Source organism: Trabulsiella odontotermitis, assembly GCF_001297775.1.
GTDB classification, from domain to species: Bacteria; Pseudomonadota; Gammaproteobacteria; order Enterobacterales; family Enterobacteriaceae; genus Trabulsiella; species Trabulsiella odontotermitis.
The window spans coordinates 245,833-264,618 of sequence record NZ_LIFX01000006.1 but is presented as its reverse complement, the minus strand read 5'-3'; the positions used below and the strand labels follow the sequence as shown (position 1 = coordinate 264,618).

The 18,786-nt window shown below is 57.1% G+C and carries 17 protein-coding genes; 15 read left to right on the top strand and 2 right to left on the bottom strand.

Features of this window, described 5'->3' with window-relative positions:
• The first annotated feature begins 7 nt into the window (after positions 1 to 7).
• The 12 genes from nuoB to nuoN all read left to right on the top strand — a co-directional run bounded on the left by nuoB (position 8) and on the right by nuoN (position 14,446).
• Positions 8 to 682, top strand: a complete 675-nt coding sequence (gene nuoB, locus AOY23_RS10140) for an NADH-quinone oxidoreductase subunit NuoB (RefSeq protein WP_002913178.1) — start codon at positions 8 to 10, stop codon at positions 680 to 682.
• 88 nt (positions 683 to 770) lie between these two features.
• Positions 771 to 2,576, top strand: a complete 1,806-nt coding sequence (gene nuoC / locus AOY23_RS10135) for an NADH-quinone oxidoreductase subunit C/D (protein ID WP_152958504.1) — start codon at positions 771 to 773, stop codon at positions 2,574 to 2,576.
• A gap of 2 nt (positions 2,577 to 2,578) precedes the next feature.
• Positions 2,579 to 3,079 (top strand): NADH-quinone oxidoreductase subunit NuoE, encoded by a 501-nt coding sequence (nuoE, locus tag AOY23_RS10130; protein ID WP_054179284.1) that lies wholly within the window; start codon positions 2,579 to 2,581, stop codon positions 3,077 to 3,079.
• Positions 3,079 to 4,416, top strand: a complete 1,338-nt coding sequence (nuoF, locus tag AOY23_RS10125; RefSeq protein ID WP_054179283.1) for an NADH-quinone oxidoreductase subunit NuoF — start codon at positions 3,079 to 3,081, stop codon at positions 4,414 to 4,416. The genes nuoE and nuoF overlap by 1 nt, the downstream gene beginning before the upstream one ends.
• Positions 4,417 to 4,447: 31 nt before the next feature.
• On the top strand, positions 4,448 to 7,174 hold the full coding sequence (gene nuoG, locus AOY23_RS10120) for an NADH-quinone oxidoreductase subunit NuoG (RefSeq protein WP_054179282.1): 2,727 nt from the start codon (positions 4,448 to 4,450) through the stop codon (positions 7,172 to 7,174).
• Positions 7,171 to 8,148 carry an NADH-quinone oxidoreductase subunit NuoH gene (gene nuoH, locus AOY23_RS10115; protein WP_038156615.1) on the top strand — a complete coding sequence of 326 codons (978 nt, stop codon included), beginning with the start codon at positions 7,171 to 7,173 and terminating at the stop codon, positions 8,146 to 8,148. The genes nuoG and nuoH overlap by 4 nt, the downstream gene beginning before the upstream one ends.
• A 14-nt stretch (positions 8,149 to 8,162) precedes the next feature.
• On the top strand, positions 8,163 to 8,705 hold the full coding sequence (gene nuoI / locus AOY23_RS10110; protein WP_038156613.1) for an NADH-quinone oxidoreductase subunit NuoI: 543 nt from the start codon (positions 8,163 to 8,165) through the stop codon (positions 8,703 to 8,705).
• Between the two features lie 11 nt (positions 8,706 to 8,716).
• On the top strand, positions 8,717 to 9,274 hold the full coding sequence (gene nuoJ, locus AOY23_RS10105; RefSeq protein ID WP_054179281.1) for an NADH-quinone oxidoreductase subunit J: 558 nt from the start codon (positions 8,717 to 8,719) through the stop codon (positions 9,272 to 9,274).
• Entirely contained in the window at positions 9,271 to 9,573 is a 303-nt protein-coding gene (gene nuoK, locus AOY23_RS10100; RefSeq protein WP_038156609.1) for an NADH-quinone oxidoreductase subunit NuoK, read from the top strand. The genes nuoJ and nuoK overlap by 4 nt, the downstream gene beginning before the upstream one ends.
• Complete coding sequence (gene nuoL / locus AOY23_RS10095; protein ID WP_054179280.1) at positions 9,570 to 11,411, top strand: NADH-quinone oxidoreductase subunit L; 1,842 nt, start codon at positions 9,570 to 9,572, stop codon at positions 11,409 to 11,411. The genes nuoK and nuoL overlap by 4 nt, the downstream gene beginning before the upstream one ends.
• 41 nt (positions 11,412 to 11,452) lie before the next feature.
• Entirely contained in the window at positions 11,453 to 12,982 is a 1,530-nt protein-coding gene (nuoM, locus tag AOY23_RS10090; protein WP_054179279.1) for an NADH-quinone oxidoreductase subunit M, read from the top strand.
• A 6-nt stretch (positions 12,983 to 12,988) separates the two neighbouring features.
• Entirely contained in the window at positions 12,989 to 14,446 is a 1,458-nt protein-coding gene (gene nuoN, locus AOY23_RS10085) for an NADH-quinone oxidoreductase subunit NuoN (RefSeq protein ID WP_054179278.1), read from the top strand.
• Positions 14,447 to 14,491: 45 nt separating this feature from the next.
• Here the strand turns inward: nuoN and AOY23_RS10080 are convergent, their stop codons facing one another.
• Together AOY23_RS10080 and rnz are read right to left on the bottom strand one after the other, a co-directional pair.
• The gene (locus AOY23_RS10080) at positions 14,492 to 15,496 is read right to left on the bottom strand and encodes a chemotaxis protein (RefSeq protein WP_054179358.1); all 1,005 of its coding nucleotides are present in this window, start codon (positions 15,494 to 15,496) and stop codon (positions 14,492 to 14,494) included.
• A 79-nt stretch (positions 15,497 to 15,575) separates the two neighbouring features.
• Positions 15,576 to 16,493, bottom strand: a complete 918-nt coding sequence (gene rnz, locus AOY23_RS10075) for a ribonuclease Z (RefSeq protein ID WP_054179357.1) — start codon at positions 16,491 to 16,493, stop codon at positions 15,576 to 15,578.
• A gap of 54 nt (positions 16,494 to 16,547) precedes the next feature.
• On the opposite strand from rnz, the gene AOY23_RS10070 reads away from it, so the two are divergent.
• The 3 genes from AOY23_RS10070 (at position 16,548) to menF (ending at position 18,736) form a co-directional block, all read left to right on the top strand.
• Positions 16,548 to 17,009, top strand: coding sequence for a GNAT family N-acetyltransferase (locus AOY23_RS10070; protein ID WP_054179277.1), 462 nt, complete (start codon positions 16,548 to 16,550; stop codon positions 17,007 to 17,009).
• Between the two features lie 42 nt (positions 17,010 to 17,051).
• Positions 17,052 to 17,357 carry a stress response protein ElaB gene (gene elaB, locus AOY23_RS10065; RefSeq protein ID WP_054179356.1) on the top strand — a complete coding sequence of 102 codons (306 nt, stop codon included), beginning with the start codon at positions 17,052 to 17,054 and terminating at the stop codon, positions 17,355 to 17,357.
• Positions 17,358 to 17,443: 86 nt separating this feature from the next.
• Positions 17,444 to 18,736, top strand: a complete 1,293-nt coding sequence (gene menF, locus AOY23_RS10060; RefSeq protein WP_054179276.1) for an isochorismate synthase MenF — start codon at positions 17,444 to 17,446, stop codon at positions 18,734 to 18,736.
• The last annotated feature ends 50 nt before the right edge of the window (positions 18,737 to 18,786 follow it).

Below are 18,786 nucleotides of genomic sequence, written 5' to 3'. Positions count from 1 at the left end.
CAATAAGATGGATTATACGCTCACCCGCATAGATCCTAACGGTGAGAACGACCGTTACCCCCTGCAAAAACAGGAGATCGTAACCGACCCCCTGGAGCAAGAAGTCAACAAGAGCGTGTACATGGGGAAACTCGAACACGCGCTGCACGACATGGTCAACTGGGGCCGCAAGAACTCAATCTGGCCGTATAACTTTGGCCTGTCCTGCTGCTACGTTGAAATGGTGACGTCATTCACTGCGGTGCATGACGTTGCGCGTTTTGGCGCCGAGGTACTGCGTGCTTCTCCGCGCCAGGCTGACCTGATGGTCGTCGCCGGGACCTGCTTCACCAAAATGGCCCCGGTTATTCAACGCCTGTATGACCAGATGCTGGAGCCGAAATGGGTGATTTCCATGGGCGCCTGCGCCAACTCTGGCGGCATGTACGACATCTACTCTGTTGTGCAGGGCGTTGACAAGTTTATCCCGGTTGATGTGTACATTCCTGGCTGCCCGCCACGCCCGGAGGCCTACATGCAGGCACTGATGCTGCTGCAGGAATCCATCGGCAAAGAGCGTCGTCCGCTCTCCTGGGTAGTGGGCGATCAGGGGGTTTATCGCGCTAACATGCAGTCCGAACGCGAGCGTAAACGCGGCGAACGCATTGCTGTCACGAATCTGCGCACACCCGACGAGATTTAACTTGCGCCTGCGGGCTGTGGATTTCCCCTTCGCAGATCACAATAAATAACGCGAAGCCACGCCCGACAGTCACCACGGACCTTTTGCAATGGTGAACAATATGACCGATTTAACCGCGCATGACGCCGCCAGCTGGCAAACTCAGGATCACCTTGACGATCCTGTCATCGGCGAACTGCGCAACCGTTTTGGGCCGGATGCCTTTACTGTTCAGCCAACCCGCACCGGGGTACCCGTTGTTTGGGTGAAACGCGAACAGTTGCTGGAAGTGGGCGATTTCCTCAGGAAACTGCCGAAACCTTACGTCATGCTGTTTGATTTACACGGCATGGACGAACGTCTGCGTACTCACCGCGAAGGTTTACCTGCCGCGGATTTCTCTGTTTTCTATCATCTGATTTCAGTAGACCGCAACCGCGACATCATGCTCAAGGTGGCGCTGTCTGAAAACGATCTGCATGTGCCCACCTTCACCAAACTTTTCCCGAACGCCAACTGGTACGAGCGGGAAACCTGGGAGATGTTCGGCATCACCTTCGAAGGCCACCCGAATCTGCGCCGCATCATGATGCCGCTGACCTGGGAAGGGCATCCGCTGCGTAAAGATTATCCGGCGCGCGCCACCGAATTCGATCCGTTTGAGCTGACGAAAGCCAAGCAGGATCTCGAAATGGAATCCCTGACCTTCAAACCGGAAGAGTGGGGGATGAAGCGCAGCACCGAAAACGAGGACTTCATGTTCCTCAACCTCGGGCCGAACCACCCGTCTGCGCACGGGGCGTTCCGTATTATTCTGCAGCTTGATGGCGAAGAGATTGTCGACTGCGTCCCGGACATCGGGTACCACCACCGTGGCGCCGAGAAAATGGGCGAGCGTCAGTCCTGGCACAGCTACATTCCGTACACCGACCGTATCGAATACCTCGGCGGTTGTGTGAATGAAATGCCGTACGTACTGGCGGTGGAAAAACTGGCGGGGATCACCGTCCCGGATCGCGTTAACGTTATCCGCGTCATGCTCTCTGAGCTGTTCCGCATCAACAGCCACCTGCTGTATATCTCCACCTTTATTCAGGACGTCGGGGCGATGACGCCGGTGTTCTTCGCCTTTACCGATCGTCAGAAAATTTACGATCTGGTCGAAGCGATCACCGGTTTCCGTATGCACCCGGCGTGGTTCCGCATCGGCGGCGTCGCGCACGATCTGCCGCGCGGCTGGGATCGCCTGTTGCGTGAATTCCTCGAGTGGATGCCGAAGCGACTGGATTCCTACGAGAAAGCCGCGCTGCGCAATACCATCCTCAAGGGCCGTTCTCAGGGCGTTGCCGCGTATAACGCGAAAGAAGCGCTGGAGTGGGGCACTACCGGGGCTGGCCTGCGTGCGACCGGTATCGGTTTCGACGTGCGTAAATGGCGTCCATACTCAGGTTATGAAAATTTCGACTTTGAAGTTCCGGTGGGCGGCGGCATTTCTGACTGCTACACCCGTGTGATGCTGAAAGTTGAAGAGCTGCGCCAGAGCCTGCGCATTCTTCAGCAGTGCCTCGATAACATGCCGGAAGGCCCGTTCAAAGCGGATCACCCGCTGACGACGCCGCCGCCGAAAGAGCGCACGCTGCAACATATCGAAACCCTGATTACCCACTTCCTGCAGGTTTCGTGGGGCCCGGTAATGCCGGCCAACGAATCCTTCCAGATGGTTGAGGCAACCAAGGGAATTAACAGTTACTACCTGACCAGCGACGGCAGCACCATGAGCTACCGCACCCGTATTCGTACGCCAAGTTTTGCGCACCTGCAGCAAATTCCGGCGGCGATCCGCGGCAGTCTGGTGTCTGACTTAATTGTCTATCTGGGTAGTATCGATTTTGTTATGTCAGATGTGGACCGCTAATTATGCACGAGAATCAACAACCACAAACCGGGGCTTTTGAGCTGAGTGCGGCAGAGCGTGAGGCCATTGAGCACGAGAAGCACCACTACGAAGACCCGCGTGCGGCGTCCATTGAAGCGCTGAAAATCGTTCAGAAACAGCGTGGTTGGGTGCCGGACGGCGCTATCTATGCGATCGCTGACGTGCTGGATATCCCGGCCAGCGACGTAGAAGGCGTTGCCACGTTCTATAGCCAGATCTTTCGCCAGCCGGTGGGTCGCCACGTGATCCGCTATTGCGACAGCGTGGTGTGTCACATCACGGGCTATCAGGGCATTCAGTCAGCCATCGAACGCCATCTGAAGATCGCTCCGGGCCAGACCACCTTTGATGGCCGTTTTACCCTGCTGCCGACCTGTTGCCTGGGTAACTGCGACAAAGGGCCGACCATGATGATTGACGACGACACGCACAGTCATCTGACGCCGGACGCCATCCCTGACTTGCTGGAGCGGTATAAATAATGAAAAACATTATTCTGACTCCTGAAACGCATCCGCTGACATGGCGTCTGCGTGATGACAAACAGCCGGTATGGCTGGATGAGTATCAGAGCAAAAACGGCTATGCCGGTGCGCGTAAAGCGCTCGCGGGCATGGCACCGGACGAAATCGTCAACGCGGTAAAAGACGCTGGCCTGAAAGGGCGTGGCGGCGCGGGCTTCTCCACCGGTCTTAAGTGGAGCCTGATGCCGAAAGACGAATCCATGAACATCCGTTACCTGCTGTGTAACGCCGATGAAATGGAACCGGGCACCTACAAAGACCGCCTGCTGATGGAGCAACTGCCGCACCTGCTGGTGGAAGGCATGCTGATCTCCGCGTTTGCGCTGAAAGCGTACCGTGGCTACATCTTCCTGCGCGGTGAGTACATCGAAGCGGCGGCTAATCTGCGTCGTGCGATTGCAGAAGCCACCGAAGCGGGGCTGCTCGGCAAAAACATTCTCGGCACCGGATTCGACTTCGAACTGTTCGTGCATACCGGGGCAGGGCGTTATATCTGCGGCGAAGAGACGGCGCTGATTAACTCCCTCGAAGGCCGCCGCGCGAACCCGCGCTCTAAGCCGCCATTCCCGGCCAGCTCCGGCGTATGGGGCAAGCCGACTTGCGTCAATAACGTCGAAACGCTGTGTAACGTCCCGGCGATTCTGGAAAACGGCGTCGAATGGTATCAGAACATCTCGAAGAGCAAAGATGCTGGCACCAAGCTGATGGGCTTCTCCGGTCGCGTGAAGAATCCGGGCCTGTGGGAACTGCCGTTTGGCACCACCGCGCGTGAAATTCTCGAAGACTACGCGGGCGGCATGCGTGACGGCCTGAAATTTAAAGCCTGGCAGCCGGGCGGCGCGGGAACTGACTTCCTGACCGAGGCGCACCTCGACCTGCCGATGGAATTTGAAAGCATTGGTAAAGCGGGCAGCCGTCTGGGTACGGCGCTGGCGATGGCCGTTGACCACGAGATCAACATGGTGTCGCTGGTGCGTAACTTGGAAGAGTTCTTCGCACGCGAGTCCTGTGGCTGGTGTACGCCATGCCGTGATGGCCTGCCGTGGAGCGTGAAGATCCTGCGCGCTATCGAACGTGGCGAAGGCCAGCCGGGTGATATCGAAACGCTTGAGCAGCTGTGCCGCTTCCTCGGCCCGGGCAAAACCTTCTGTGCGCATGCGCCAGGTGCGGTTGAGCCGCTGCAGAGTGCGATCAAATATTTCCGTGACGAATTCGAAGCAGGCATCAAGCAGCAGTTCAGCAATACCCATCTGATTGATGGGATCCAGCCGAACCTGCTGAAGACGCGCTGGTAATCAAAGCTTTATTAATTTTGGAAGCATGCTAATGGCTACGATCCATGTAGACGGCAAAGAATACGAGGTGAACGGGGCGGACAACCTGCTACAGGCTTGTCTCTCGCTTGGCCTTGATATTCCTTACTTTTGCTGGCATCCGGCGCTGGGAAGCGTTGGGGCTTGCCGCCAGTGTGCGGTGAAGCAATATCAAAACGCGGAAGACACGCGTGGCCGCCTGGTGATGTCCTGTATGACACCGGCATCTGACGGCACCTTTATCTCTATTGATGACGACGAAGCGAAACAGTTCCGCGAGAGCGTGGTCGAGTGGCTGATGACCAACCACCCGCACGATTGCCCGGTCTGTGAAGAGGGCGGCAACTGCCACCTGCAGGATATGACCGTCATGACCGGTCACAGCTTCCGTCGCTATCGTTTCACCAAGCGTACTCACCGCAATCAGGATCTGGGGCCGTTCATCTCACACGAAATGAACCGCTGCATCGCCTGCTACCGTTGTGTGCGTTACTACAAAGATTACGCGGACGGCACCGATCTGGGCGTCTATGGCGCGCATGACAACGTCTACTTTGGTCGTCCGGAAGACGGTACGCTGGAAAGCGAATTCTCCGGTAACCTGGTGGAAATCTGCCCGACCGGCGTGTTCACCGACAAAACGCACTCCGAGCGTTACAACCGTAAATGGGACATGCAGTTTGCGCCAAGCATCTGCCAGCAGTGCTCCATCGGCTGTAACACCAGCCCGGGTGAACGTTACGGCGAACTGCGCCGCATCGAAAACCGTTACAACGGTACCGTTAACCACTATTTCCTCTGCGACCGCGGTCGTTTTGGCTACGGCTATGTGAACCTGAAAGACCGTCCGCGTCAGCCGGTTCAGCGTCGTGGCGACGATCTGATCACTCTTAACGCCGAACAGGCGATGCAGGGCGCGGCAGATATTCTGCGCCAGTCGAAGAAAGTGATCGGTATCGGCTCCCCGCGCGCCAGCATCGAAAGCAACTTCGCGCTGCGCGAACTGGTGGGCGCGGAAAACTTCTATACCGGTATCGCCAAAGGCGAACAGGCGCGTCTGCAACTGATGCTGAAAGTGCTGCGTGAAGCGGGCGTTCATACGCCGTCCCTGCGCGAGATCGAATCTTACGATGCGGTGCTGGTGCTTGGCGAAGATATCACCCAGACCGGCGCACGCGTTGCGCTGGCAGTACGTCAGGCGGTGAAAGGCAAAGCGCGCGAAATGGCAGCGGCACAGAAAGTGGCTGACTGGCAGATTGCCGCCATCCTTAACATCGGCCAGCGTGCGAAACATCCGCTGTTCGTCACCAACGTCGATAACACCCGTCTGGACGACATCGCCGCGTGGACCTACCGCGCACCGGTCGAAGATCAGGCGCGCTTAGGTTTCGCCATCGCCCACGCACTGGACAACAGCGCCCCGGCGGTCGACGGTCTGAGCAATGACCTGAAAGGCAAAGTGGACGTTATCGTTCAGGCGCTGGCGGGTGCGAAAAAGCCGCTGATTATCTCCGGAACGAACGCCGGTAGCGCGGAAATGCTTCAGGCTGCAGCGAACGTTGCCAAAGCGCTGAAAGGCCGTGGCGCCGACGTCGGTGTGACGATGGTCGCCCGCGCGGTTAACAGCGTCGGTCTCGGCATGATGGACGGGGGTTCGCTGGAAGACGCGCTCGATGAACTGGAAAGCGGCGCCGCCGATGCGGTCATCGTGCTGGAAAACGATCTCCACCGCCACGCTTCTGCCGCGCGCGTTGACGCTGCGCTGGCAAAAGCGCCGCTGGTAATGGTGGTTGACCATCAGCGTACCGCGATCATGGAAAAAGCCCATCTGGTGCTTTCCGCCGCGAGCTTTGCCGAAAGCGATGGTACGGTCATCAACAACGAAGGCCGCGCACAGCGCTTCTTCCAGGTGTATGACCCGGCGTACTACGACAACAGCAACGTGATGCTGGAAAGCTGGCGCTGGCTGCATTCGCTGCACAGCACCGTAGAAAACCGCGAAGTCGACTGGACGCAGCTTGACCACGTGATTGATGCCGTCATTGAAAAACTGCCGCAGTTCGCTGGTATCAAAGATGCCGCGCCGGACGCGACTTTCCGCATTCGTGGTCAGAAACTGGCGCGTGAACCGCATCGTTACAGCGGTCGTACAGCGATGCGCGCGAACATCAGCGTTCATGAACCGCGTCAGCCGCAGGATAAAGACACCATGTTCGCCTTCTCTATGGAAGGGAACAACCAGCCATCCGCGCCGCGTTCTCAAATTCCGTTCGCCTGGGCGCCGGGCTGGAACTCCCCGCAAGCCTGGAACAAATTCCAGGACGAAGTGGGCGGCAAACTGCGTCATGGCGATCCGGGTGTGCGTCTGATTGAAGCCTCCGAAAGCGGGCTGGATTACTTCACCACCGTACCGGCAGGTTTCCAGGCGGAAGAGGGTAAATGGCGTATCGCGCCGTACTACCATCTGTTCGGCAGCGATGAACTGTCCCAGCGCTCACCGGTCTTCCAGAGCCGCATGCCGCAGCCGTATATCAAGCTCAACCCGGCGGATGCCGCGAAACTGGGCGTGAATGCGGGCGCGACGGTGGCCTTTAGTTACGAAGGTCAGACGCTCCATCTGCCTGTCGTCCTTTCTGAAGGGCTGACGGCAGGGCAGGTAGGATTACCGATGGGCATGCCGGGTATTGCGCCGGTACTGACCGGGGCGCGAATTGACAATCTGCAGGAGGCCAAAGCATGAGTTGGTTAACACCGGATGTTATCGACATTCTGTTAAGCGTCCTGAAAGCGGTTGTCATTCTGCTGGTGGTGGTCACCTGCGGCGCGTTCATGAGCTTCGGCGAGCGTCGTCTGCTCGGCCTGTTCCAGAACCGTTATGGACCGAACCGTGTTGGCTGGGGTGGTTCACTCCAGCTGGTGGCGGACATGATCAAGATGTTCTTCAAAGAGGACTGGACGCCGCGCTTCTCGGACCGCGTGATCTTCACGCTGGCGCCGATGATTGCCTTCACCTCGCTGCTGCTGGCCTTTGCGATTGTTCCGGTCAGCCCGAGCTGGGTGGTGGCTGATCTCAACATCGGAATCCTGTTCTTCCTGATGATGGCAGGCCTGGCGGTGTACGCCGTGCTGTTTGCTGGCTGGTCGAGTAACAACAAATACTCGCTGCTGGGCGCAATGCGTGCTTCCGCGCAAACGCTGAGCTACGAAGTGTTCCTCGGTCTGTCGCTGATGGGCGTGGTGGCGCAGGCGGGGTCATTCAATATGACCGATATCGTCAACAACCAGGCGCACCTGTGGAACATCATCCCGCAGTTCTTTGGCTTTGTGACTTTCGCTATCGCGGGCGTGGCAGTGTGCCACCGTCACCCGTTTGACCAGCCGGAAGCCGAGCAGGAACTGGCGGACGGCTACCACATTGAATATTCCGGTATGAAATTCGGTCTGTTCTTCGTGGGCGAATATATCGGCATCGTCACCGTGTCCGCGCTGATCGTCACGTTGTTCTTTGGCGGCTGGAATGGTCCGTTCTTACCTCCGTTCATCTGGTTTGCGCTGAAAACCGCATTCTTCATGATGATGTTCATTTTGATCCGCGCATCATTGCCGCGTCCGCGTTATGACCAGGTAATGTCCTTCGGCTGGAAAGTGTGCCTGCCGCTGACGCTGATCAACTTGTTGGTAACGGCGGCTGTCATTCTCTGGCAGGCGCAATAAGGGGTGAAAAGACCATGACCTTAAAAGAATTATTGGTAGGCTTCGGCACCCAGGTTCGCAGTATCTGGATGATCGGCCTGCATGCTTTCGCCAAACGCGAAACGCGCATGTATCCCGAGGAGCCGGTTTATCTGGCGCCACGTTATCGCGGACGCATTGTTCTGACGCGCGACCCGGACGGTTCCGAGCGCTGCGTCGCCTGTAACCTGTGTGCGGTAGCGTGTCCGGTAGGCTGTATTTCTCTGCAAAAAGCCGAGACCAAAGACGGCCGCTGGTATCCGGAATTTTTCCGCATCAACTTCTCACGCTGCATTTTCTGCGGTCTGTGTGAAGAAGCGTGCCCGACCACGGCGATTCAGTTGACCCCGGACTTTGAGCTGGGCGAATACAAGCGTCAGGATCTGGTGTACGAGAAAGAGGATCTGCTGATTTCCGGTCCGGGCAAATACCCGGAATATAACTTCTACCGGATGGCGGGTATGGCAATCGACGGCAAAGATAAGGGCGAGGCGGAAAACGAAGCCAAACCTATCGACGTCAAGAGCCTGTTACCGTAAGGAGAGGGGCAATGGAATTCGCTTTTTATATCTGTGGCCTTATCGCCATCCTGGCTACTCTGAGGGTGATTACCCACACCAATCCGGTACACGCTTTGCTGTACCTGATTGTTTCGCTGCTGGCGATCTCCGGGGTGTTCTTTTCGCTGGGCGCTTACTTCGCCGGTGCGCTGGAAATCATCGTCTACGCCGGGGCCATCATGGTGCTGTTCGTTTTCGTGGTGATGATGCTCAACCTGGGCGGTTCTGAAATCGAACAGGAACGCAAATGGCTGCAGCCGCAAATCTGGATTGGCCCGGCTATTCTGTCAGCGGTACTGCTGGCGGTGATCGTGTACGCCATTCTCGGCATTAACGATCAGGGCATCGATGGCAACGCCATCAGTGCGAAAGAGGTCGGCGTTACGCTGTTCGGGCCGTACGTCCTGGCGGTAGAACTGGCGTCCATGCTGCTGCTGGCGGGTCTGGTTGTCGCCTTCCACGTCGGGCGTGAAGATCGCGCCGGTGAAGTGCTGAGCAACCGCACTGACGATCGCGCGACGAAAAGAAAAACGGAGGAAAACGCATGATCCCCTTAACCCATGGACTGATCCTCGCCGCGATCTTATTCGTTCTCGGTCTTACTGGTCTGGTTATCCGCCGCAATCTGCTGTTTATGCTGATTAGCCTGGAAATCATGATCAACGCCGCCGCGCTGGCGTTTGTGGTTGCTGGTAGTTACTGGGGCCAGACCGACGGTCAGGTGATGTATATCCTCGCGATTAGCCTTGCGGCTGCGGAAGCGAGTATTGGCCTGGCGCTGCTGCTGCAGCTCCATCGTCGCCGCCAGAATCTGAACATCGATTCAGTAAGTGAGTTGCGTGGATGAACATGCTTGCCTTAACCATAATTTTGCCATTGATTGGCTTCGTGCTGCTGGCTTTCTCCCGTGGCCGCTGGTCGGAAAACCTGTCCGCCACGGTCGGTGTGGGTTCGATTGGCCTGGCGGCGCTGGTCACCGCGTTGGTTGGCGTTGATTTCTTCAATAACGGCCAACAGGCGTTCAGCGTTCCGCTGTGGACCTGGATGTCCGTCGGCGACTTCAACATCGGCTTCAACCTGGTGCTGGACGGCCTGTCGCTCACCATGCTTTCGGTGGTCACCGGCGTGGGCTTCCTGATCCACATGTTCGCCTCCTGGTATATGCGTGGTGAAGAGGGGTACTCTCGCTTCTTCGCGTACACCAACCTGTTCATCGCCAGCATGGTGGTGCTGGTACTCGCCGACAACCTGCTGCTGATGTATCTCGGCTGGGAAGGCGTGGGCCTGTGCTCTTACCTGCTGATCGGTTTCTATTACACCGATCCGAAGAACGGCGCGGCGGCTATCAAAGCATTTGTAGTAACCCGTGTCGGTGACGTTTTCCTCGCGTTCGCGCTGTTCATTCTCTACAACGAGCTGGGCACCCTGAACTTCCGCGAGATGGTTGAACTGGCTCCGGCGCACTTTGCTAACGGCAATAACATGCTGATGTGGGCCACGCTGATGCTGCTCGGTGGTGCGGTCGGTAAATCCGCTCAGTTGCCGTTGCAGACCTGGCTTGCTGACGCGATGGCGGGCCCGACGCCTGTCTCCGCGCTGATCCACGCGGCGACCATGGTGACCGCGGGCGTCTACCTGATTGCCCGTACGCATGGCCTGTTCCTGATGACGCCGGAAATTCTGCATCTGGTTGGTATCGTTGGTGCGGTCACGCTGGTGCTGGCAGGTTTTGCGGCGCTGGTACAGACCGACATCAAACGCGTGCTGGCCTATTCCACCATGAGCCAGATTGGCTACATGTTCCTGGCGCTGGGCGTACAGGCGTGGGATGCGGCGATTTTCCACCTGATGACCCACGCGTTCTTCAAAGCGCTGCTGTTCCTGTCGTCTGGCTCGGTGATCCTCGCCTGCCATCACGAACAGAACATCTTCAAAATGGGTGGCCTGCGTAAGTCGATTCCGCTGGTGTATGTCTGCTTCCTGGTGGGGGGCGCCGCGCTGGCTGCGTTGCCGCTTATCACCGCAGGCTTCTTCAGTAAGGACGAAATCCTTGCCGGTGCGATGGCGAACGGTCACATCAATCTGATGGTGGCAGGTCTGGTCGGGGCGTTTATGACCTCGCTCTATACCTTCCGCATGATTTTCATCGTCTTCCATGGCAAAGAGCAGATCCACGCACACGCAGGGAAGGGGATTACCCATCATCTGCCGCTGATTGTGCTGCTGATCCTCTCCACCTTCGTTGGCGCAATGATTGTGCCGCCGCTGGCGGGTGTACTGCCGCAGACGACAGAACTTGAACACGGCCGCGTACTGACTCTGGAGATCACCTCCGGCGTGGTAGCGATTGCGGGCATTCTGATCGCCGCCTGGCTGTGGCTGGGTAAACGCACTCTGGTTACCGCGGTTGCCAATAGCGGTCCTGGCCGTCTGCTGGGAACCTGGTGGTTCAATGCGTGGGGCTTCGACTGGCTGTATGACAAAGTCTTTGTGAAGCCATTCCTGGGCGTTGCATGGCTGCTGAAGCGCGATCCGCTGAATGCGCTGATGAACATTCCGGCAATTCTGTCCCGCTTTGCAGGCAAAGGTCTGCTGTTCAGCGAGAACGGTTATCTGCGCTGGTATGTCGCATCCATGAGCATCGGCGCCGTGGTGGTATTGGCGCTGTTGATGGTATTGCGTTGATTTCAAGTACTGAATTTAGAATATAAGGGACATACGCAGCTATGTTATTACCTTGGTTAATTTTAATCCCGTTTATCGGCGGCTTCCTCTGCTGGCAGACCGAACGCTTCGGTGTGAAGGTGCCACGCTGGATCGCGCTGATTACAATGGGACTGACGCTGGCGCTTGGCCTGCAACTGTGGTTGCAGGGCGGCTACTCTCTGACCCAGTCCACCGGTATGCCTCAGTGGCAGGATGAGTACAGCAGAGAGTGGATCCCGCGCTTCGGCATCAACATTCACCTGGCTATCGACGGTCTGTCGCTGCTGATGGTGGTGCTGACCGGTCTGCTCGGTGTGCTGGCGGTGCTCTGTTCCTGGCGTGAAATCGAGAAATACCAGGGCTTTTTCCACCTCAACCTGATGTGGATCCTGGGCGGCGTTATCGGCGTGTTCCTTGCCATCGACATGTTCCTGTTCTTCTTCTTCTGGGAAATGATGCTGGTGCCGATGTACTTCCTGATCGCGCTGTGGGGCCACAAAGCGTCAGACGGTAAAACGCGTATCACGGCGGCGACCAAGTTCTTCATCTACACCCAGGCGAGTGGTCTGGTGATGCTGATTGCCATCCTGGCGCTGGTGTTTGTGCACTACAACGCTACCGGCATCTGGACGTTCAGCTACGAAGATTTGCTGAAAACCCCGATGTCTCACGGTGTGGAATATCTGCTGATGCTGGGCTTCTTCATCGCCTTCGCGGTGAAAATGCCGGTGGTACCGCTGCACGGCTGGCTGCCTGATGCGCACTCCCAGGCGCCGACAGCCGGTTCCGTTGACCTCGCGGGGATTTTGCTGAAAACCGCGGCTTATGGTCTGCTGCGCTTCTCGCTGCCGCTGTTCCCGAACGCCTCTGCCGAGTTTGCGCCGATTGCCATGTGGCTCGGTGTGATTGGCATCTTCTACGGCGCGTGGATGGCCTTTGCACAAACAGATATCAAGCGTCTGATCGCTTACACCTCCGTATCGCACATGGGCTTTGTACTGATTGCCATCTACACCGGCAGCCAGCTGGCCTATCAGGGCGCGGTGATCCAGATGATTGCGCATGGTCTGTCCGCGGCGGGTCTGTTCATCATCTGCGGTCAGTTGTATGAACGTCTGCACACCCGTGACATGCGCATGATGGGCGGTCTGTGGAGCAAAATTAAATGGCTGCCTGCGCTGTCGTTGTTCTTTGCCGTGGCGACGCTGGGCATGCCGGGTACCGGGAACTTCGTGGGCGAATTCATGATCCTGTTCGGCAGCTACCATGTGGTGCCGGTCATTACCGTGATTTCAACGTTCGGTCTGGTCTTTGCGTCGATTTACTCTCTGGCGATGCTGCATCGCGCTTACTTCGGGAAAGCGAAGAGTGAAATTGCGGCGCAGGAGCTGCCGGGGATGTCGCTGCGCGAGCTGTTTATCATCCTGTTGCTGGTCGTGCTGCTGGTGCTGTTGGGTTTCTACCCACAGCCGATTCTGGATACTTCGCACGCTGCAATGGGCAATATCCAGCAGTGGTTTGTTAATTCTGTTTCTACTACAAGGCCGTAAATCGCCATGACAATAACTCCACAACAACTGATTGCGCTGCTACCGCTGCTGATCGTCGGCTTGACGGTGGTGGTTGTGATGCTCTCCATTGCGTGGCGACGCAACCATTTTCTCAATGCCACGCTGTCGGTCATTGGGCTGAACGTCGCGCTCGTGTCGCTCTGGTTTGTCGGGCAGGCTGGCGCCATGGACGTCACGCCGCTGATGCGCGTTGACGGTTACGCCATGCTCTACACCGGGCTGGTGCTGCTGGCGAGCCTCGCCACCTGTACCTTTGCCTATCCGTGGCTTGAGGGCTACACCGACAACAAAGACGAGTTCTACCTGCTGGTGCTGATTGCGGCGCTGGGTGGGATCCTGCTGGCGAACGCGAACCATCTGGCAGCGCTGTTCCTCGGGATTGAACTGATCTCTCTGCCGCTGTTCGGTCTGATTGGTTACGCGTTCCGTCAGAAACGCTCTCTGGAAGCGAGCATCAAATACACCATCCTCTCCGCCGCCGCGTCGTCATTCCTGCTGTTCGGTATGGCGCTGGTATATGCGAACTCCGGCAACCTGTCGTTCGTCGCGCTCGGTAAGAGCCTGGCGGACAACACTCTGCATGAGCCGTTGCTGCTGGCAGGGCTGGGGATGATGATCGTTGGCCTTGGCTTCAAACTGTCGCTGGTGCCGTTCCATCTGTGGACGCCAGACGTGTATCAGGGGGCGCCTGCGCCGGTCTCCACCTTCCTGGCGACCGCCAGCAAGATCGCCATCTTTGGCGTGGTGATGCGTCTGTTCCTGTATATGCCAGTCAGCGACAGCGAAGCCGTTCGCGTGGTGCTGGGCATTATCGCCTTTGCTTCTATCATCTTTGGTAACCTGATGGCGCTGAGCCAGACCAACATCAAACGTCTGCTCGGTTACTCCTCCATCTCTCACCTCGGCTACCTGCTGGTGGCGCTGATTGCATTGCACAGTGGCGAGATGTCGATGGAAGCTGTCGGCGTTTACCTGGCCGGTTACCTGTTCAGCAGCCTCGGCGCGTTTGGCGTGGTGAGTCTGATGTCCAGCCCGTACCGTGGCCCGGATGCAGATTCCCTGTTCTCCTACCGTGGTCTGTTCTGGCACCGTCCAATTTTGTCGGCGGTGATGACAGTCATGATGCTGTCGCTGGCGGGTATCCCGATGACGCTCGGCTTTATCGGTAAATTCTACGTGCTGGCGGTGGGTGTGAATGCGCACTTGTGGTGGCTGACGGCAGGTGTGGTGATTGGTTCTGCTATCGGTCTCTACTACTACCTGCGTGTCGCGGTGAGTCTGTACCTGAGCGCGCCGCAGCAACTGAATCGTGATGCACCGACCAACTGGCAGTACAGCGCCGGGGGTATCGTGGTGCTGATTTCCGCCCTGCTGGTGCTGATCCTCGGTATCTGGCCGCAGCCGCTAATCAGCATTGTCCAGCTGGCGATGCCGATGCTGTAAAAACAAAAAAACCCGCTCCGGCGGGTTTTTTAATGGGAGCTTCGGTTACGCGATTTGCCGACGACTGATCAGCGGTCCGCCGGTTTTCTGGTCAGCCCTCTCCAGTACTTCTTCAATCACTGACGACAGCTCGTTGATTTCAAATTTCGCCACGTAGCCATCGGCATGCACTTTGCGGATGTGGTCTTCGTTGGCATTACCTGACAGCGAGGAGTGGATCACCACCGGAATGTGCTTCAGCCGCTCATCGGTTTTGATTTTGCGTGTTAAGGTAAAGCCATCCATTTCCGGCATTTCGAGGTCGGTAAGCACCAGCGCGATTTTATCGGAGATTGGTATGCCAGCCGCCTGCGCTTCTTCCGCCAGCTTCTCGATTTTTTCCCATGCTTCTTTGCCGGTGACATGCATTTGCGCCGGGATATCCATCGCCTTCAGCCCTTTTTCGAGCATCGCGCGCGCCACTTTGGAATCTTCAGCGACAATCGCCGTCGCGCCCGGTTTGATCTTCAGTTTTGGCGCGTCGAGATGCGTTGCGTGGAGATCGTGATCGGCAGGGACGATGTCATACAGGATCTGTTCCACGTCGATAACCATCGCCAGATTGTTGCTGTCTTTGTCATCATCCAGACAGGCGATACTGGTGATGTACTGACCGTTAACCGCTTTTTCCGCCGTGTGGATCTGCGTCCAGTCGAGGCGAATAATGTTTTCAACCGATTCCACGGCAAACGCCTGCACGCTGCGCGCATATTCGGTAATCAGCAGAATGTTGAGTCCGTTGACGGGCTTGCAGCCAGCGACCGACGGCAGGTCGATGACCGGAATGATTTGATCGCGGATGTTTACCATGCCCAGCACGGGATGCTTAATACCGGCGGGTTTGGTGTAGGCGGGCATAGGGACGATTTCGCGCAGTTTGAAAACGTTGATGCCAAACAGTTCTGATTTTTCACCCTGCACGGTTTCACCAAGACGAAACAGCAACAGCTCAAAGCGGTTAGACAGGGTGAGATTCGCCCTGTCGTCGATATCTTTCTGGAAATTATCCATCATGCCCTCAGAAGAAAGGAAAATGCTCTACTCCTGAGTTATCGGCATACGCGGATAAAAGTGCAGCGCCTTTTACGCATTAAAGCGAAATTGTCATAAAGTCTTCCGCCAGCAGCGTGTCAGCGAAGCGTGACCGGGATTCGTCCAGTAAACGCTGGCATCCTTCGGCGTCATAGCGCGAGCTGACGTGGGTGATGACCAGCCGTTTGACGCCCGCTGCTTCCGCCAGGGCGGCAGCCTGAAACGTGGAAGAGTGCCCGCGGCTGTTGGCTTTTTCCTCCATCGCCACCTCGAGCGTGGCTTCATGCACCATCAGGTCGACGCCGCGCGCTAAATCCAGCGCCGCCGGGCAAGGGGCGGTATCGCCAAAAATTGCCAGTGTCCGGCCCGGCGTGGCGGGGCCGAGATACTGTTTGCCGTCGACAGTGCGGCCGTCTTCCAGCGTCACTGTCTTGCCCTGTTTGAGCAACTGGAACAACGGACCGGGCGGCACGCCGTCTTTCGCCAGCGCCGCCGCATTCAGCGTGCCGGGTTTGTCATGCTCCTCAATGCGATAGCCATAACATTCCAGCGGATGGTTAAGCGGAAACGCCGTCACTTTGTAGTGTTGATCATCAAACACAAGTCCGGACGAAATTTCTTCGACAGTTAGCGGGTAGTCGGTCCACGAGCCGCTGAGTCGCAGCGCCACCTCAACAAACTCTTTCAGCCCTTTGGGGCCATACAGTGTTAACGGCAGCGAGTTCCCCTGCATCGAGCGGCTGCACAGCAGACCGGGCAAGCCGAACAGGTGATCGCCGTGCAGGTGCGTAATAAAGATTTTATTCAGTTTGCCAGGGTGCAGATCCGTTTTCAGGAACTGGTGCTGCGTGCCTTCGCCGCAGTCAAAAAGCCAGGTCTCTGACACCGTAGGCTGTTGCAAATTCAGTATTATCGACGTCATATTACGGGTACGGGTCGGCACGCCGGCGGATGTCCCCAGAAAAATCAATTCCAAAACCGTTTCCCCATTACCGCATTCACGAAAGTAAACAGTATAACGGAGCACAACATGATTCAGTGGCAGGATCTTCATCATTCCCAACTTTCCGTTCCGCAACTTTACGCGCTGCTGCAACTGCGCTGTGAAGTGTTTGTTGTAGAACAAACGTGCCCGTATCAGGACATCGATGGCGAAGATCTGGTGGGAGAAAACCGACACATTCTCGGCTGGCGCGGCGATCAACTGGTGGCGTATGCGAGGATTCTGAAAAGCGACGATGAGCTGGAGCCGGTGGTCATTGGCCGCGTGATCATCAGCCCGGCCGCGCGGGGTGAAAAACTCGGTTATCTGCTGATGGAGCAAACGCTGGAAAGTTGCCGCCAGCACTGGCCGCAGAAGGCGTTGTACCTCGGCGCGCAGGCGCATTTACAGGGATTTTACGGTCACTTTGGCTTTGTGGCGGTAACCGATGTGTATGATGAAGATGGCATTGCGCATATCGGCATGGCGCGCGAGGTTGCCCCTCTTTGACTATAGTTAGCGGACAGGCTCAAAAAAATGGGAGAAAAAGTAATGTCTTATCATTCTTATGATTCACGTATTGATGATGACCTGACCCTGCTAAGTGAAACGCTGGAAGAGGTATTACGCTCCTCCGGCGACCCGGCTGATCAGAAGTATATCGAGCTGAAGGCACGTGCCGAACAGGCGCTGCACGAAGTGAAAACCCGCGTCAGCCAGGCATCGGATACCTACTACTACCGTGCCAAACAGGCAGTTTACCGTGCGGATGATTACGTGCATGATAAACCGTGGCAGGGGATCGGTGTCGGTGCCGCCGCCGGGCTGGTGCTGGGTCTGCTGCTGGCTCGCCGCTGATCGACGGAACCTCCCTAATTCGGGGTACTGCTCTTTTTCTCTAGTACCCTGTATAGTATGTGGTTTTTAGTTTTGGGGAGGTTCACGTGCAATCCATATCCGCTGCGCTGGAGGATCTGCAGGCCATCGTCGCCGCCGGTTTTCCGGATTCGCCAGGTGTGCGCGTTTTTGACGTCTCCTTCCCGCTGAATGACTCTTTCGACCCGCTCTCCTGGCTGTGCAGCCAGCGCTGCTGGCCGCAATTCTACTGGCAACAGCGTAATGGCGATGACGAAATCGCCGCACTGGGCGCGGTAAAATCCTTCACGTCACTCGCCGACGCCAGCCATTTCCTGCAGACGCCGGAACTTCCCGACGATTTACGTATTTGCGGAATGAATGCGTTCAATCCACAGCAGGGGGCATTGTTCCTGCCACGTCTCGAGTGGCAACGCAATGGTGGCAACGCATCCCTGCGGCTGGTGCTTTACAGCGATCATTCGCTGCGCGACGACGCGGCGCAGGCGCGTGAGTTTATTGCTTCCCTGCGCGAGGGGAAACTTCTGCCGCCGCTGCAGGTGACCCTGCAGACGGAACGACACCAGCCCGATCATCCGCAATGGATACAACTGGTCAGCGACGCGATCGCGACCATCGCCAGCGGCGCGCTGGACAAAGTCGTGCTCGCCAGAGCGACCGATCTTGTCTTCACCGACGCCCTCAACGCCGGATCAATCATGGCCGCCAGCCGCCGTCTGAATCTGCGTTGTTATCATTTTTATCAGGCTTTTGATGCCAGTCACGCTTTCCTCGGATCTTCACCCGAGCGGTTGTGGCGTCGCCGTGGCAAACTGCTCCGCACTGAAGCGCTGGCTGGCACGGTGGCGAGCCACCCGGACGAGGCGCAGTCGCAACTGCTCGCCGACTGGCTGATGAAAGACGATAAAAACCAGCGTGAAAATATGCTGGTGGTGGAAGACATTTGCCAGCGCTTACAGACAGCCGTGCAGACGCTGGAGGTGCTACCGCCGCAGGTGGTCACGCTGCGCAAAGTGCAACATCTGCGGCGCTGCATCTGGACGGAACTGGCGCACGCGGATGACGAGCGCTGTCTGCACTTACTGCAACCGACCGCTGCCGTCGCAGGTTTGCCCCGTACACCAGCCCGCGCGTGGATCGAACAGCATGAGCCTTTCACCCGCGAATGGTATGCCGGCTCGGCGGGGTATCTGTCCCGCCAGCAAAGTGAGTTTTGCGTGGCGCTGCGCTCGGCAAAAGTCGACGGCAAAACGTTACGTTTATACGCGGGTGCCGGGATAGTGAGCGGTTCCGATCCGGAACAGGAATGGCAGGAAATCGATAATAAAGCGGCTGGTTTGCGGACGTTACTATTTGATTGAATAATCATTGAGACGACTCATATCAAAAACCCATCCTTCCGTATTATCTA

Coding starts and splice junctions, on each gene's coding strand:
- nuoL (WP_054179280.1), top strand. CDS start 9,570: ATGAACATGCTTGCCTTAACCATAATTTTGCCATTGATTGGCTTCGTG.
- nuoN (WP_054179278.1), top strand. CDS start 12,989: ATGACAATAACTCCACAACAACTGATTGCGCTGCTACCGCTGCTGATC.
- AOY23_RS10070 (WP_054179277.1), top strand. CDS start 16,548: ATGATTCAGTGGCAGGATCTTCATCATTCCCAACTTTCCGTTCCGCAA.
- nuoG (WP_054179282.1), top strand. CDS start 4,448: ATGGCTACGATCCATGTAGACGGCAAAGAATACGAGGTGAACGGGGCG.
- nuoI (WP_038156613.1), top strand. CDS start 8,163: ATGACCTTAAAAGAATTATTGGTAGGCTTCGGCACCCAGGTTCGCAGT.
- nuoM (WP_054179279.1), top strand. CDS start 11,453: ATGTTATTACCTTGGTTAATTTTAATCCCGTTTATCGGCGGCTTCCTC.
- nuoE (WP_054179284.1), top strand. CDS start 2,579: ATGCACGAGAATCAACAACCACAAACCGGGGCTTTTGAGCTGAGTGCG.
- nuoH (WP_038156615.1), top strand. CDS start 7,171: ATGAGTTGGTTAACACCGGATGTTATCGACATTCTGTTAAGCGTCCTG.
- AOY23_RS10080 (WP_054179358.1), bottom strand. CDS start 15,496: ATGGATAATTTCCAGAAAGATATCGACGACAGGGCGAATCTCACCCTG.
- elaB (WP_054179356.1), top strand. CDS start 17,052: ATGTCTTATCATTCTTATGATTCACGTATTGATGATGACCTGACCCTG.
- nuoC (WP_152958504.1), top strand. CDS start 771: ATGGTGAACAATATGACCGATTTAACCGCGCATGACGCCGCCAGCTGG.
- nuoJ (WP_054179281.1), top strand. CDS start 8,717: ATGGAATTCGCTTTTTATATCTGTGGCCTTATCGCCATCCTGGCTACT.
- nuoF (WP_054179283.1), top strand. CDS start 3,079: ATGAAAAACATTATTCTGACTCCTGAAACGCATCCGCTGACATGGCGT.
- nuoB (WP_002913178.1), top strand. CDS start 8: ATGGATTATACGCTCACCCGCATAGATCCTAACGGTGAGAACGACCGT.
- nuoK (WP_038156609.1), top strand. CDS start 9,271: ATGATCCCCTTAACCCATGGACTGATCCTCGCCGCGATCTTATTCGTT.